The following is a 13,990-nucleotide window of genomic DNA, read 5'->3' as shown; positions in this document are numbered from 1 at the left end:
CAAAAGGAGCGCCGCAAACCGCACAGCCAAATCCCGCTTCATGGCGAAGTCGGCGACTTACTACAGAAGGCGGACTGGGCCCCCTCAAACATCCAACTCCTCCATATCCGCGAACTTCGCGTTCTCCTGAATATACTGGAACCGCAACTCCGGCTTTTTCCCCATCAAACGCTCCACCAGATCGCTGGTTTCGCCGGGCACATCCTCTTGCACCGACACGCGGATCAGCTTGCGCGTCGCGGGGTCCATCGTGGTCTCTTTCAGGTCTTTCGCGTCCATCTCGCCCAGACCCTTAAAGCGTTGCAAATCAATTTTGCCCTTGCCGCCCAGACCCTTCTCCAGCCAGTGATCCTTTTCCGCGTCATCCGCCACATACATCCGCTTGGCCCCCTGCGTCAGGCGGAACAGGGGCGGACAGGCCAGATACAAATGCCCGCCGTCAATCAGGGGGCGCATCTGGGTGTAGAAAAACGTCATCAGCAGCGCCGCAATATGCGCCCCGTCCACATCCGCATCGGTCATGATGATGATCTTGTCGTAGCGCAGATCATCAAGGTTGAATTTGGTGCCCATGCCACAGCCCAGCGCCTCGCACAGGTCGCTGATTTCGGCATTGGTCGACAGTTTGGACGATGCCGCGCCCAGCACGTTCAAAATCTTGCCCTTCAGCGGCAGCAGCGCCTGCGTTTTGCGGTCCCGCGCGCCTTTGCCTGATCCACCGGCGGAATCACCCTCCACGATGAACAGTTCGGTGCCGGTGCGGTCCTTGTTGGTGCAATCGGTCAGCTTGCCGGGCAGGCGCAATTTCTTGGTCGCGGATTTGCGCGCGGTTTCCTTTTCCTGCCGGCGGCGCAGGCGTTCTTCGGCCCGCAACACCAGAAAATCAAGGATCGCGCCTGCGGATTTCGTATCCGCCGCCAGCCAGTTGTCGAAATGGTCGCGCACGGCACCTTCGGTCATTTTCTGGGCCGATTCCGTGGACAGGCGGTCCTTGGTCTGGCCCACAAACGCGGGATCGGCAATGAAACAGGACACCAGCGCACAACCGCCCGATATCAGATCCTCGCGGGTGATCTGCGCGGCCTTTTTGTTGTTGGACAGCTCGCCGTAGGCTTTGATGCCTTTCAGGATCGCCGCCCAGAAACCGGCGACATGGGTGCCGCCCTCGGGGGTCGGGACGGTGTTACAATAGGACTGAATGAACCCGTCCTTGGTCGGGGTCCAGTTGATCGCCCATTCGACCTTGCCCGCGGCGCCGAATTTTTCCTGAAAATCCACCGTGCCGGCAAAGGGCGCATCGGCATAGGTCATCGCCCCGCCAAGGGTTTCCTTCAGATAATCCGACAAACCGCCCGGAAAATGAAAGGTCGCTTCCTGCGGTGTGTCGCCATCGGCGATTTCCGATTTCCAGCGGATTTCAACGCCTGAAAACAAGTACGCCTTGGACTGCACCGATTTATAAAGTTTCGCAGGTTTGAACCGGTGCCCGCCAAAAATCTCTGGATCGGCGTGAAAGGTCACCGTGGTGCCGCGACGGTTGGGGGCCGCGCCCAGTTTCTCCAGCGGGGCCAGCGGCACACCGCGCGAAAACCGCTGCTCGAACAATTCGCGGTTGCGCGCGACCTGCACCACCATGCTGTCGGACAGCGCGTTCACCACCGAGGACCCCACACCGTTCAACCCGCCCGAGGTTTGATAGGCTTTGCCCGAAAACTTGCCCCCCGCGTGAAGGGTACACAAGATGACCTCAAGCGCGGATTTCTCGGGGAACTTCGGGTGTGGATCGACCGGAATACCGCGCCCGTTGTCGCGGATCGTAATAGCATAATCCGCGTGCAGCTCGACCTCGATCCGGTTGGCATGCCCCGCCACCGCTTCGTCCATCGCGTTGTCCAGCACCTCGGCCACCATGTGATGCAGCGCGCGTTCATCCGTGCCGCCGATGTACATGCCGGGCCGCAGGCGCACGGCCTCCAGTCCTTCCAGCACCTCGATCGAGGAGGCATCATATTTCTCGGGTTCCTGTCCGGACAGAAGATCGCTCATGGGGCTGCTCGCTGTTTTTGGTTTGGGCTATTCTGACAGGCGGGGCAGGGTGGCGCAATCACGCTTCTGGGTTAATCCACAGCTTTGAAAGGGCAAAGCGGCCTAGAAACAGGTTGCAGTGGCGTGCGTTTCGCGATCCTGTCGCATCACCCCAACAAGGAACTTCTGGATGTCTTGGATCAAAACCATCCCCTTCGACGCTGCCGCCGGCAAGTTGCGCGACCTGTACAAACGTGTGACCGGCCCGAACAACAACGTCGACAATATCATGATGATGCACTCCCTGCGCCCCCACACGATGGAGGGCCATATGGCGATCTACAAATACGTGTTGCACCACAAGGACAACACGGTGCCCAAGTGGTTCTTGGAAACGCTGGGGGTTTGGGTGTCCTCGCTGAATGCCTGTAGCTACTGCGTCGAACATCATTTTGCCGGCCTCAAACGGCTGTTGCGGGATGACGCGCGCGCGGATGGCTTGCGGGCTGCGTTGCAAGGGCGCGATATTGCCGCGACACCGCTGGACGCACGCGAACAGGCGGCGCTGCGCTATGCCCAAAAGCTGACGCTCACACCGCAAGACATGGCGCAATCCGATGTGCAAGCACTGCGCGATGCGGGGTGGGAGGACGGCGAAATCCTTGAGATCAATCAGGTCAGCGCCTATTTCGCCTATGCCAACCGCACCGTGCTGGGCTTGGGGTGTTCAACCCAAGGGGACGTGATCGGCCTGAGCCCCGGCAACAACGATGACCCCGACGACTGGGGCCACACGTAGGGCGGGGTTAACCCCGCCAGCCTTTATCCCCGCCTACGTTAATCCCACTTTTGCGTCATGGCTGTCGGTTTCAACCGACCCACCCAAGGATCGCCTTTGCCACCGCTTCGGGTTTCTGATGGTGCAGCCAGTGATCCGCGCCTGCTATTTCTACGCGGGTCAGGTCCGGTGCAAAATCTTCCAGACCTTGCGTGGCTTCGGGCAACAGGGCCGTGTCATCGCTGCCCCAAACCAACAGATGCGGGCAGCGCACCATCAGCTTGTCCAGCGGCAGTTCCGGCAATTGTGCGACCTCACCAACCTTGGGCACCACCAAAGGCGACGCACGGTACCAGTTCACCATGCCGCGCATCCGACCGGGGCGGCCCCATTCCGCGCGATAGGCGGCGGCTGTATCGGCATCCGACCACGCGTGATCCATATTGGCGGAAAACAGGCTGGACAGCTTGGCGAAATCATCCTCGGCCAACCGGTCCTCGGACCCTTCGCTGCGCAGGTAATGGATGTATTGCGAGGCTTCCGCCTGTGCGCCCCCCTTGGCCAACGCCCGCTGGAAAGGCACCGGATGCACGCCGTTCATGATGATCAGCTTTTCCACTAGTTCGGGGCGGAACATGGCCAACCCATAGGCCACCGCCGCGCCCCAGTCATGGCCCAACACATGGACCGGCGCATCGCCAATCAAAGCGGCCATGTCCCCGACCAGCTTGGATGTCGTATAGTTGGACACCTCGGCGGGCGCCCAGCTTTGGCCAAAGCCGCGTTGGTCGGGGGCGATGCAGTGAAACCGCTTTGACAACAAGGGCGCAAGCTCTGCCCACGCACCGCCGTATTCGGGAAACCCGTGTAGCATCAACAGCTTGGGCAGGCTTTCGTCCCCCCAATGGCGGATGAAAAACGGGTTGCCGTTCAACGCGACGGTCTCGGTTCTTGGGGCGTTCATCTTGTCATCCTTTTGCATTACCCGACCCAGCGCAGCGCAATCATGCTGCGCCTTTGCGGCTGCGATCCCGCCTCTTGCCACAGCTGAGCTGGCGCGATCTTTCCCGGCAATCAAACACATCGTTTCTAATCTTGCCAAGGTGGAACCCCACGTAAAACCCTTTGGCACTGCTGTGTCACAACCCGTTTCGGGACCGACAAACCAAAATCTGGTTGGCGTTCCAGCAAAGCAACGCGCGCCGCGCTGTTGGGCAACATCGCTCCCGAAACAATGGAGCACCCTTTGTGCATCCAACCCTCTTCCCCTTGGTGTCGCGCGGGCGTATGGCTAAAGAATGAGCACTCAAATGACATATCCAGGCCACGTGCGCGCGGTCCTGACCCTTGGTCTGCCGTTGATCGGCGGGCACTTGGGGCAAATTGCCATCACGGTGACCGATACGGTCATGGTGGGGTGGTATTCTGTCGAAGCGCTGGCGGCTGTTACGCTTGCGGGTACCTATTTCTTTGTGCTGTTCATCTTCGGTTCGGGCTTTGCCTTTGCGGTGATGCCGATGGTCGCGTCTTTCGCTGCGGAAGAGGACGAGGTCGCGATCCGGCGTACCACGCGCATGGGTCTGTGGTTGTCGCTGGCCTTTGGCATGCTGGCGCTGCCCTTGCTGTTGTTTTCCCAACCTTTGCTGCGGCTTTTGGGGCAGGGCGAAGCGGTTGCTCAACAGGCCGCGGCCTATCTGTCTATTGCCGGTTGGGGCATTCTGCCCGCGCTTTTGGTGATGGTTCTGAAATCCTATCTGGCGGCGCTTGAGCGCACGCAGGTGGTGCTGGGCATCACCTTGCTGGCCGCTACCGTGAATGCGCTGGCAAATTATGCGTTTATCTTTGGCAATTGGGGGGCGCCCGAACTTGGCATTGAAGGGGCGGCCATCGCTTCTGTCACAACGCAGTTGGTATCACTGGTCGGGGTGGTGATCTATATTCTGGTCGTCGTGCCACAACACCAGCTGTTTGTGCGGTTCTGGCGGGCGGATTGGCAAATGTTTGCGCGGGTGTTCCGGCTGGGGCTGCCGATTGGCCTGACCACACTTAGCGAAGTCGGCCTGTTTGCCGCTGCTGCCGTGATGATGGGCTGGCTGGGGACGATCCCGCTGGCCGCCCATGGCATCGTGATGCAACTCGCCTCGATCACCTTCATGGTGCATCTGGGATTCAGCAACGTCGCGACGATCCGTGCGGGCAATGCGCTGGGGCGGCGGGACGCGCTGCATATGGCGCGGGGGGCATCCATCGTTACGACCATGTCCGTGCTCTTTGCCGCTGTCACCATTGCGATTTTCGTGATCTGGCCTGAACCGCTGATCTTGCTGTTCATGCAGGAAAACGAACCGGCGCGGGCGGAAATTCTTGCGGTGGGTGTGGGGCTTTTGGCGGCTGCGGCGCTGTTCCAGCTGGTCGATGGCACGCAAGTCATCGCACTGGGCGTGTTGCGCGGGGTGCAGGACACCACCGTGCCGATGTGGATGGCCGCCTTCAGCTATTGGGTGGTTGGCGTGCCCTGTTCCTATGTGCTCGGCTTTGTACTCGACTGGGGCGGTATCGGTGTCTGGGGCGGCTTGGTGATCGGCCTTGCGGTGGCGTCGATCCTGCTGAACGCCCGCTTCTGGAAAGTCACAATGCCGTCGCTGCACAGGTCCCTGAAACACGGCTGAGCCGCCTACTTTTTCAGCAAGCGGTCCGCCTTCTTGCGCACCAGCGTGCTGCGCAGGTCATGCATCGCCAACAACAACTGGTCCGTGACCGCCTCAAGCTGCTCGCTGCTGGCTTTGGACTGGGCCCACTGCGTGGTCAGGTTCATGTAATCCACGGCGCGGTAAATATCGTCAATGTCGCGGTGTGCCAGCACCCGCATCCGCTCTGCCATCCAGTCCTGAATCGTTGTGCGGTCCTCTTCGGACAGGGTACGGTCGCCGTGTGGTTTGATCTCGCCGTTCTTGATGTTGACGACGGCAATCTGGTCCATCTCGATCCGCCGCTGGCGGTTTTCGGTGTCGACACGAAACACCGCCGCACCGTTTTCGCGCACCCGAAAGTAATACTCTGGCAGTTCGGCGCTCACGTTACACGCTCCCGTTGTCGATGCATCGCAAAAGCGAGCCGTTGCAATCAATCACCGGGAAAAAGCGCGGCTGTCCCGCACCACCGATCATGTCCATATTCAGCGGGCGGCCATTGGGATCATCCGGCAGATCCAGCACAGACCATTGCGTATGCAACCCGTCAAGGTCATCCACCCGAATGCAGGCACTGGACCAGTTTTCCGCCGCCACCAGCTTGGGGTGGGGATAAAACTCCAGCTGCATGGTGCCACGCCCCATGATCATCCAGCCGTCATTGCGAAAATGAAGGGTGAAACCCAGCTGCTCGTAAAAGCGCAGGGTTTCATCAAAATCCCGACTGGGCAGGTTGGCGGTGATCCGGTCCGGTGCCATGCGTGCTCTCTCGTTAGGTCAATCCCGCACAGAAGGTCTGGATGCGGGTGCAGGCCTCTGTCAGAGCTGCATCAGACGTAGCGTAACTCACTCTAAAGTTGGGTGAAAGACCGAAAGCCGCACCAAAGACGACGGCCACGCCGGTCTCTTCCAGCAATGCCGTCGCAAAGACCTCGTCGTTGGTGATCTTTGTGCCTGCCGCCGATGTTTTGCCGATGCAGCCCGCGATGGAGGGGTAGACATAAAACGCCCCGTCCGGGACCGGGCAACGGATGCCCTCTGCTTCGTTCAGCATCTTCACCACAAGATCACGACGCCGCGCGAACATCTCGTTGTTTGTCGCGATGAAATCCTGCGTGCCGTTCAATGCCTCGACAGCTGCCCACTGGCTTACCGAACAGGGGTTGGAGGTGGATTGCGATTGCACCTTGCGCATCGCCCCGATCAGCTTTTCCGGCCCCGCCGCATATCCTATGCGCCAGCCCGTCATCGCATAGGCTTTGGACACGCCATTGACCGTCAAGGTCCGCTCGTACAGCTGCGGTTCAACCTGTGCGGGGGTGCAGAATTTGAAATCGTCATAGACCAGATGTTCATACATATCATCGGTCATCACCATCACATGCGGGTGACGCATCAACACATCCGTCAGCTGTTTCAGCTCGTCCCACGTGTAACCCGCGCCGGTCGGATTGGACGGCGAGTTAAAGATCAGCCATTTGGTTTTGTCGGTGATCGCAGCCTCAAGCTGATCTGCGGTCAGTTTGAAACCGGTCTGCAACGAGGCCTCGGCAATCACCGGCGTGCCGCCCGCAAGCAACACCATATCGGGGTAGCTGACCCAATAAGGGGCAGGGATCACCACCTCGTCGCCTTCGTTCAATGTGGCCATCAAAGCATTGTACAGGATCTGTTTGCCGCCCGTGCCAACGCTGACCTGCGACGGTTTGTAGTCAAGCCCGTTGTCGCGTTTGAACTTGGCGCAAATCGCCTGTTTCAGCTCCGCAATCCCATCCACGGCCGTGTACTTGGTCTTGCCCGCGTTGATCGCGGCGATCGCTGCGTCCTTGATGTTCTGGGGCGTGTCGAAATCCGGCTCGCCGGCGCCAAGGCCGATGATATCATGTCCGGCGGCCTTCAATTCGGCGGCTTTATTGGACACGGCGATGGTGGGGGACGGTTTGACACGGTCGAGCGTCGCGGAGAGCAGTTCCATTCTGGGCCTCACAGCGTTATGGGTTCTCCTACACTCATAGGGTTAGCCTTTGCGCCGTTCAAGCGCATTGATCACACCCCTGCGCCGTTCAGGTGTATAGATTACAGTCGAACAGGAGAGATGAAATAATGACCGATGAAACAGACTGGTATGGCCCCGAAGCCGCAACATTCGGCGACCGCGTGGCTGCGGCGCGTGAACGGGCGGGCATGAACCAGGGTGTGCTGGCCAAACGGCTGGGCGTGAAGCTGACAACGTTGCGGTCATGGGAAGAAGACCGTTCCGAACCGCGCGCCAACCGGCTGTCAATGCTGGCAGGGTTGTTGAACGTGTCGATGATGTGGCTGATCAACGGAGAGGGCGAAGGCATTGAAGGCCCGCTTGACGCGGAAACCGTAGGCGAGGACATGCAGGCCATCCTGACGGACATCCGCCTGCTGCGCGCCGAAATGCTGTCGAATGTCGAAGCCATGGGGCGTCTTGAAAAACGCCTGCGTCTGGCGCTTGAGGCACCGCAACATGTCTGAGGAATTGCGGGACCACAAAATCAAACGCCTGTACATGCGCTCGATCCGGCGCGGGATCAAGGAAATGGACTTGATCCTGACGTCCTTTGCCGACCGGCATCTGGCGCAGATGGCGGATGCGGGGCTTGATCTTTATGATGCGATGCTGAACGAAAACGACCACGATCTGTATCAATGGGTCACCGGCCAACAGCCGGCACCGGCGCAGTTTTCGGGGCTGATTGCCGATATCGCCGCCGACTTTTCCCCGCTCAAGTAGCGGGGAAATCGCCCCCCGCGGGGTTTAACGAAATATTCTGTTTTATTCTTCAGGTTCTGGCTCAACAAATGAGTCGGAGACCTCAGATGAGTATTCAAGACCCCATCGGGCACAGCGCTCGAAACAACGACTTTATGATCGGCTATCTCGAAGCGCTGTCGTTGGTCGAACGGTTGCACCGGCTGTTGCTGGACGTGATCAAGGATGAATTCGAACGCGTCGGTGCGTTAGAAATCAATGCGGTGCAGGCCCTGTTGCTGTTCAACATCGGCGACAACGAGGTGACGGCAGGCGAATTGAAAAGCCGCGGCTATTACCAAGGCAGCAACGTCAGTTACAACCTGAAAAAGCTGGTGGAAATGGGCTATATGCACCACCAGCGATGCGAGATTGACCGCCGTTCGGTGCGGGTGCGCCTGACCGAAAAAGGGCGCAACATCCGCGATGTGGTGGCGGATCTGTTCGAACGTCACGCAGACGGTCTGCGCGACAAGGGCGTGCTGGGGCAGGACGGTATTGCCGAAATCACCGGATCGCTCAAACGGATGGAGCGCTACTGGACCGACCAGATCCGCTATATCTATTAACGTGGCCTGCCCTTAGCCAAGGCTGTCCCAATGGGCCTGTGCCTTGGCAATCATCGGGGCGGCACTTTTGTCAAATGCCTTGCCGCCTTTTGGCTGGGCAAAAAGATACAGCTTGCCCTCAAAGATGCGCCAGACCTCCGGGTCGCCATCCACTACCTTTTTGAATGACATCGCGCGGGTGCAAAAGCCGCTAAACTGCGGGGCAAAGCGGGCAGGGCTGGCGGCGAAAACCTCCGCCTCTGCCTTGGTCGCGAAATGCCACGGTACACCGTTCCAATCGACCTGATGAGTGTCTGACCCCTTGCGGGCCGTCGCATCGTCCCAATATGCGCGGGTGTCATACCCTTGAAGAGCCACACCATCCGCCCCTGTCGACACCCGTTTTTGTGCCGCAAGCGCGGGCGATACCAGATACAGGCTGGCAGCTGACAAGATGAACGCACGGCGGGTGAAGGGTGTCATGGACCTGTCCTTTTTGAGTTAAGGCCAAATACCAGTTGCCGGTGCCCCGCCAAATGCACATTTACGTGACGCCAGCGCCTTACAGTCTGGACAGCACCAGCCCCTCCAGCTCGCGGATCAGCTTTTGCGTCATCGCCCGCGCGTAATCGGTAAACCCGATTGCGGTCTGCACAAAGGCATCCGGCCCCAGCACCACTTCTGCGCGGAAATAGGACGAGAGTTCCGCGATTTCCGCCTGCCGGATATCGCCCATATCAGGGTCATTGACCCCGATCACCAAGGCATTGATCGTGATCCCGCTGCGCTCCAGTCGCGCGCGCATGTCGCGCGGGCGCGGGCCAAGGTTCGACTTGCCGTCCCCCGACAGATCCAGCGTGCGTTTCCAGCACGCGCTTTGCGCACGCAGGTGCCGCTCCCCTTCGCTCATCGCCACGCCCAACGCCGTGCCGGGGCTGGCATCGCGCCGCTGTGTCGCCCGCAGGGCTGCGATCACCCCGTCCAGCGCTGCCGCGCTGTCGATCACCGTCCACGGGACCACAACCGCCTGATCCGCAGGGCCTGACCATTCGAACACCATCACCCTGACGGGGGCGGCGGGCATCAACATCAGCTTTTCGCGCACTTCCTGTGCGTTCAGCGCCGTGGCGACACCGTCCATCTGCAACCGGTATTCGCGCGCATCCACGGATCCCGATACGTCCAGCCCCAGTGCCAGCGCCTGCCGGCATTCCGCCACCACGGGGCCCGCGAGCAGGGCCAGGGCAGCAGCCATTACCGCCGCGCGGATCATCAGTTTCCCCCGTCCAGCCGCCCGATCACGACCGGCGTGACCTCGCGCACCAGCTTGCGCCGCATCGCACGTTCATAATCGGCAAACCCGTTGGCGATTTCCAAAAATGCACCGCGCCCGTGCAAAACCTCGGCGCGGTAAAACGGGATCAATCCCAACTCGCCCTCGAAATCACCGGCGTTCACGACCAAACCGTTCACCGTGACCTCGTCAAAAGGATATGCGTTATAGGCATCTTGCGGGCCAAACCCCTCGTTGTTTTGCCCGTCCCCCGCCATGTCCAACGTATGGCGCGCGCAAGGCGGTGCCGCCTCAAGCAAGCGCACCCCGAACCCGAGGGCATGACCCATTGCTGTGGGGTAATCCGCATGGCCACGCCGTGTCGCCGCCACCGTTTCTGCGGCAGCAAGCAAGGCATGTGGCCCGTCGATCAGGGTCCAGTCCAGCAAGATGTCCTGCTGCTCGCGCCCTGACCATTCATAGACCGCGAGGGCGACGTGTTGATCGGTGGCAAAGAACGCTTCGGCCACTTCGGGCGCGGTCAGTGCCGCCACCACACCGCCGCGTTGCAGCGCATCTTCGGTGGGGTCAACCGAACTCGACACATCCAGCGCCAGCACCAGCGCAAGGCGGCATTCGGCAACCGCCGCCCCCGATACGGCCATCAGCAACGTAACAAGGGCGGCGAGAGGTTTCACCAGTGACCGGTGTTTTCCATGCTGGCCCAGGGTTCGGCCGGTGCCAGCGCATCGCCTTCTTGCAACAACTCGATCGAAATGTTGTCAGGGCTGCGCACAAACGCCATGTTGCCATCGCGCGGGGGACGGTTGATGGTCACGCCGTTGTCCATAAGGTGCTGACACATCTCATAAATATTTTCGACCGTATAGGCGAGGTGACCAAAGTGGCGGCTGTCGCTGGGCAGCGCATCATCGCCATCCCAGTTGTAGGTCAATTCAACATCGGCGTGCCCGTCGTCCATCCCCGGAGGGCACAGAAACACCAGCGTAAAGCGGCCGCCTTCGTTTTCTGTACGGCGACGCTCCACCAGTCCCAGCAATTTGTAAAAGGCGATCGAGGCATCAAGGTCTTTGACGCGCACCATCGTGTGCAGGTATTTGATCGGCATGTTTGGCTCCTTGGATTACACTTTGCCTGAACCTAGCATAGCCATCCGCCGTGGCCAGTCACCCGCGGCAACTTCCCGACAAGTTGACCCTAAAACGCCGATTTAATCCCGATGTTCAATCCGACGCGGTTCACATCATACAGCCCGACATTGCTATCCGTGCTCGACGCGGACAGGGTCACCGCAGGGTTGAACCCGTAATAATCAATGTCTTTGAAGGTCGCGGTCACATCCGCAAAAACACGCCTGTCTTGGCGCCCGTCACGGGAATCGCGCGAGACATCATAATCGCGCCAACTGGCACCAAGGCCAAATTGCACCTTTGCCCCCAGCACCGGTTGGCGCAGTGCCAGTCCGGTGCGCAGCGTGACTTCGGAATATTCCACACTCGCAGTGTCGGATTGGGTCGTCGTCAGATACAGCCCCGCAAAACCGGAGTTGCCAGACGCAAAGGCCTGCGTGATACTGGCGGACAGGCCGAACAGATCGCGGTCCGCTGTCGCTTGCCCCCACTGCCGCTCGACCTCACCGCCGAACCGCAGTTGCTGGCGCGGGGACAGATATAGCAATTGTTGCGCTTGGCCGCGCAGGAAACTGGCATACCGACTGCCACCATACCAGCTTTGACCCGCTTCGACATCGGCTGCGAATTCGCCCTTCTTATCCATCACAAACCGGCGGTATCCATACCCGACAGACGCGCTGCCAAAGGCAAAGTCCGATCCGCTGACGTCAGATGCCCCCAGATCATCGGTGATGCTGAAGGTCCGGTAGGACAGGGCAACCTTTGCGTCATGGGCGGAAATCGGGGTTTGGTGAAACCGGTAGCGGCTGCGCAGCGAACCGCCAACTTCAAGCCCGGAAATGGCCTGTGCTTCGGCGTTCAGGTCATATTCGACCGGTTCCCCGAACAGGATTTCGGAGATCGCATAATTCAGCCGCGACCGATCCCGTGCTGATCCGTTGTTGATGTTGGAATTTGGCGCAAAGGTGAAGGTCACATCCGTCTTCCACGGATTTTGCTGCTTCACATACCCGAAATCGCGTTCCGCACGCCGGCGCAGCGCGTCATTCGGCGCGTGCTGCGCCGCGCGGCGCAACCAAAGCTGGGCGCGGGTGCGTTTGCCTTGCGAGGACAACACCTGTGCCGTGATCAGCGCCGTGGCGTATCTGTCAGCGTCACTGCCGGCCTGTCGCCACGCGCGGCGCGTCATGTCCTGCGCCTCGTCCAATCGGCCGAGATCGCGCAGCGCACGGGCGCGGATCAATAATGCAGTCAGATCGTTTTCGTCACGCGTCAGCAAGGCCTGCGCAAGCGCCTCGGCCTGAACCGGATTGCCGTCTTTCAGGCTTAGACCAGCCGCATTGCGCATCTGGTCCGCCGTCAATACGCTTTGCGCCAAGGCCCCCCCGCCAAAAGCGAGAAGGCCCCCAAGAGCGACAGTCGCGCCCCAAAGCTGCAATTTCTGCAAGGCCATTTTACAAAGCCTAGTCGCGGTAGATGATGAAGCCGCTGGTATCTCTCACAGTGATATCATCAAGCTCGGCTGTGTTTTCGGCCACAATAACACCCACGATTTCATTCGCGTCATCGCCCGATACAATCGCGTAATACTTGCCGGTTTCGTATTCGATAACCCGTCCGTCGTCGTTGACGAAGTTACTAAACACCTCCCCGATGATTTCGCCGTTGGCATCCATCACGCCGGGACCCACTTCGAACCGCGCATCTGGAATCGTGCCGATGCTGGCGTCGTTCTGGGCATTGATACGGCTGACCACAGTATCGGTGATATCCAGACCGTTAATGTCGTAAACGCGACGGTCGGAGAATATCCCGCGCACGCCGGCACCGCCTACGCCAGTGGAGTCGTTGAAATCTTCGAAATCAATCGCGATTTCCACATTGCTCGTGGCATATTCAAGTCCGCCCGCGCCTTCAAAATCCCGCACACCGGCACTTTTACCGCGGTAAACGGCCTGTCCGTTTGTAGGCAGGGCAACTGAACCTTCACGCTCATACACGAACCCGCCAAACCCGTAAGGGATGTAGGCCCCTGTCCGTACAATCGCGAACTGCGTCGCCGGGTTGCCGTCAGAGTCGAGATTTCGGCTCACACCGTAAATCGCGCGGTGGGTGAACTGGTTGATCAATTCGTCATTCGAACCGTCGGGGAACTGCTGGAACGCTTCGTAAACCGCGTAGTCGTCGTTCAAACTGCTGACATTCTCCCCGCGGGCGTAGCGGTTGCCGCCGTCAAAGGCCAGACCGTCGACAGTGAACACATCCGTGTCGCCGTCATAGCGGATGCCGGTGGCAAAGCCGTCGCCCTGCTTGCCGCCTTCGGCTTCGGTGGGTTCCGAACGTACAATGCGCGAGCTTGGTGTCGGGGAGGCGGTGCCGGGCGGCAAACCCTCGCGGATGATACCGGTTTCTTCACCGGTGTCGCCACCTGTGCCGGTGCCCCCGTCAGTCCCTGAATCCGTCTCTGAATCCGTTGCGCCCTCGCCGAATGGCGCATCGCCGCCGCCGCACCCAACAAGAAACGTGCAAAGCAAAAGCCCCGCTGCATTGATTTTCATGATTGCCTGCCTATCCGTAATTTCACCGGACAATCCCAAGAACGCCGCCCCTTTGTCAACGCTTGCGCTCAAAAATCGCTGAATAACCTCCGGTATATGTTTTCCAGACACATCACCCCATATGGCTGTTCCTGCTTTGCCTGCCTCCAGATATAGTGGTCACCGAATCCCAGACCCTTTTCCAA

General features: G+C 59.7%; 16 protein-coding genes. 5 read left to right on the top strand and 11 right to left on the bottom strand.

The features are described from left to right. Positions 1-84: 84 nt before the first annotated feature. Complete coding sequence (gene parE, locus Z947_RS0116175; protein ID WP_025045331.1) at positions 85-2,046, bottom strand: DNA topoisomerase IV subunit B; 1,962 nt, start codon at positions 2,044-2,046, stop codon at positions 85-87. A gap of 169 nt (positions 2,047-2,215) precedes the next feature. Here parE and Z947_RS0116170 point away from each other — a divergent pair, with 169 nt between their 5' ends. Then, complete coding sequence (locus tag Z947_RS0116170; protein WP_025045330.1) at positions 2,216-2,824, top strand: carboxymuconolactone decarboxylase family protein; 609 nt, start codon at positions 2,216-2,218, stop codon at positions 2,822-2,824. A gap of 70 nt (positions 2,825-2,894) precedes the next feature. Here the strand turns inward: Z947_RS0116170 and Z947_RS0116165 are convergent, their stop codons facing one another. After that, positions 2,895-3,767 (bottom strand): alpha/beta fold hydrolase, encoded by an 873-nt coding sequence (locus tag Z947_RS0116165; protein WP_025045329.1) that lies wholly within the window; start codon positions 3,765-3,767, stop codon positions 2,895-2,897. Between the two features lie 334 nt (positions 3,768-4,101). Between Z947_RS0116165 and Z947_RS0116160 the strand changes: the two genes are divergently transcribed. Beyond that, on the top strand, positions 4,102-5,472 hold the full coding sequence (locus tag Z947_RS0116160) for an MATE family efflux transporter (protein ID WP_025045328.1): 1,371 nt from the start codon (positions 4,102-4,104) through the stop codon (positions 5,470-5,472). Positions 5,473-5,477: 5 nt separating this feature from the next. Here the strand turns inward: Z947_RS0116160 and Z947_RS0116155 are convergent, their stop codons facing one another. From Z947_RS0116155 to Z947_RS0116145, 3 genes are read right to left on the bottom strand one after another with little or no spacing between them, the layout of a single operon-like run. Continuing rightward, positions 5,478-5,879: a hypothetical protein gene (locus Z947_RS0116155; RefSeq protein ID WP_025045327.1), complete on the bottom strand. Its 402-nt coding sequence runs from the start codon at positions 5,877-5,879 to the stop codon at positions 5,478-5,480. A gap of 1 nt (position 5,880) precedes the next feature. Next, the gene (locus Z947_RS0116150; RefSeq protein WP_025045326.1) at positions 5,881-6,252 is read right to left on the bottom strand and encodes a bleomycin resistance protein; all 372 of its coding nucleotides are present in this window, start codon (positions 6,250-6,252) and stop codon (positions 5,881-5,883) included. A gap of 13 nt (positions 6,253-6,265) precedes the next feature. After that, the gene (locus Z947_RS0116145) at positions 6,266-7,468 is read right to left on the bottom strand and encodes a pyridoxal phosphate-dependent aminotransferase (protein WP_025045325.1); all 1,203 of its coding nucleotides are present in this window, start codon (positions 7,466-7,468) and stop codon (positions 6,266-6,268) included. Positions 7,469-7,596: 128 nt separating this feature from the next. Here Z947_RS0116145 and Z947_RS0116140 point away from each other — a divergent pair, with 128 nt between their 5' ends. The 3 genes from Z947_RS0116140 to Z947_RS0116130 all read left to right on the top strand — a co-directional run bounded on the left by Z947_RS0116140 (position 7,597) and on the right by Z947_RS0116130 (position 8,841). Beyond that, the gene (locus Z947_RS0116140) at positions 7,597-7,995 is read left to right on the top strand and encodes a helix-turn-helix domain-containing protein (protein ID WP_025045324.1); all 399 of its coding nucleotides are present in this window, start codon (positions 7,597-7,599) and stop codon (positions 7,993-7,995) included. Further along, positions 7,988-8,254, top strand: a complete 267-nt coding sequence (locus tag Z947_RS0116135; RefSeq protein WP_025045323.1) for a succinate dehydrogenase assembly factor 2 — start codon at positions 7,988-7,990, stop codon at positions 8,252-8,254. The genes Z947_RS0116140 and Z947_RS0116135 overlap by 8 nt, the downstream gene beginning before the upstream one ends. Positions 8,255-8,340: 86 nt before the next feature. Then, positions 8,341-8,841, top strand: a complete 501-nt coding sequence (locus Z947_RS0116130) for a MarR family winged helix-turn-helix transcriptional regulator (RefSeq protein ID WP_025045322.1) — start codon at positions 8,341-8,343, stop codon at positions 8,839-8,841. Between the two features lie 12 nt (positions 8,842-8,853). Here the strand turns inward: Z947_RS0116130 and Z947_RS21180 are convergent, their stop codons facing one another. The 6 genes from Z947_RS21180 to Z947_RS0116100 form a co-directional block, all read right to left on the bottom strand. Next, complete coding sequence (locus tag Z947_RS21180; RefSeq protein WP_025045321.1) at positions 8,854-9,303, bottom strand: YHS domain-containing (seleno)protein; 450 nt, start codon at positions 9,301-9,303, stop codon at positions 8,854-8,856. Positions 9,304-9,382: 79 nt separating this feature from the next. Next, positions 9,383-10,093, bottom strand: coding sequence for a DUF1194 domain-containing protein (locus Z947_RS0116120; RefSeq protein ID WP_025045320.1), 711 nt, complete (start codon positions 10,091-10,093; stop codon positions 9,383-9,385). Continuing rightward, positions 10,093-10,758: a DUF1194 domain-containing protein gene (locus Z947_RS0116115; RefSeq protein WP_052880675.1), complete on the bottom strand. Its 666-nt coding sequence runs from the start codon at positions 10,756-10,758 to the stop codon at positions 10,093-10,095. The genes Z947_RS0116120 and Z947_RS0116115 overlap by 1 nt, the downstream gene beginning before the upstream one ends. A gap of 29 nt (positions 10,759-10,787) precedes the next feature. Next, complete coding sequence (locus Z947_RS0116110; RefSeq protein ID WP_025045318.1) at positions 10,788-11,222, bottom strand: VOC family protein; 435 nt, start codon at positions 11,220-11,222, stop codon at positions 10,788-10,790. A gap of 89 nt (positions 11,223-11,311) precedes the next feature. Then, positions 11,312-12,700, bottom strand: coding sequence for a porin family protein (locus Z947_RS0116105; RefSeq protein ID WP_025045317.1), 1,389 nt, complete (start codon positions 12,698-12,700; stop codon positions 11,312-11,314). Positions 12,701-12,710: 10 nt separating this feature from the next. After that, positions 12,711-13,805: a hypothetical protein gene (locus Z947_RS0116100; RefSeq protein WP_156026664.1), complete on the bottom strand. Its 1,095-nt coding sequence runs from the start codon at positions 13,803-13,805 to the stop codon at positions 12,711-12,713. Positions 13,806-13,990: the final 185 nt, after the last annotated feature.

Source organism: Sulfitobacter geojensis, assembly GCF_000622325.1.
Classification (GTDB): domain Bacteria; phylum Pseudomonadota; class Alphaproteobacteria; order Rhodobacterales; family Rhodobacteraceae; genus Sulfitobacter; species Sulfitobacter geojensis.
Note: the sequence above shows the minus strand (reverse complement) of the source record. Positions and strands in the feature narration are given on the sequence as shown.

Coding starts and splice junctions, on each gene's coding strand:
- parE (WP_025045331.1), bottom strand. CDS start 2,046: ATGAGCGATCTTCTGTCCGGACAGGAACCCGAGAAATATGATGCCTCC.
- Z947_RS0116170 (WP_025045330.1), top strand. CDS start 2,216: ATGTCTTGGATCAAAACCATCCCCTTCGACGCTGCCGCCGGCAAGTTG.
- Z947_RS0116165 (WP_025045329.1), bottom strand. CDS start 3,767: ATGAACGCCCCAAGAACCGAGACCGTCGCGTTGAACGGCAACCCGTTT.
- Z947_RS0116160 (WP_025045328.1), top strand. CDS start 4,102: ATGAGCACTCAAATGACATATCCAGGCCACGTGCGCGCGGTCCTGACC.
- Z947_RS0116150 (WP_025045326.1), bottom strand. CDS start 6,252: ATGGCACCGGACCGGATCACCGCCAACCTGCCCAGTCGGGATTTTGAT.
- Z947_RS0116145 (WP_025045325.1), bottom strand. CDS start 7,468: ATGGAACTGCTCTCCGCGACGCTCGACCGTGTCAAACCGTCCCCCACC.
- Z947_RS0116140 (WP_025045324.1), top strand. CDS start 7,597: ATGACCGATGAAACAGACTGGTATGGCCCCGAAGCCGCAACATTCGGC.
- Z947_RS0116135 (WP_025045323.1), top strand. CDS start 7,988: ATGTCTGAGGAATTGCGGGACCACAAAATCAAACGCCTGTACATGCGC.
- Z947_RS0116130 (WP_025045322.1), top strand. CDS start 8,341: ATGAGTATTCAAGACCCCATCGGGCACAGCGCTCGAAACAACGACTTT.
- Z947_RS21180 (WP_025045321.1), bottom strand. CDS start 9,303: ATGACACCCTTCACCCGCCGTGCGTTCATCTTGTCAGCTGCCAGCCTG.
- Z947_RS0116120 (WP_025045320.1), bottom strand. CDS start 10,093: ATGATCCGCGCGGCGGTAATGGCTGCTGCCCTGGCCCTGCTCGCGGGC.
- Z947_RS0116115 (WP_052880675.1), bottom strand. CDS start 10,758: ATGGCCGTATCGGGGGCGGCGGTTGCCGAATGCCGCCTTGCGCTGGTG.
- Z947_RS0116110 (WP_025045318.1), bottom strand. CDS start 11,222: ATGCCGATCAAATACCTGCACACGATGGTGCGCGTCAAAGACCTTGAT.
- Z947_RS0116105 (WP_025045317.1), bottom strand. CDS start 12,700: ATGGCCTTGCAGAAATTGCAGCTTTGGGGCGCGACTGTCGCTCTTGGG.
- Z947_RS0116100 (WP_156026664.1), bottom strand. CDS start 13,805: ATGAAAATCAATGCAGCGGGGCTTTTGCTTTGCACGTTTCTTGTTGGG.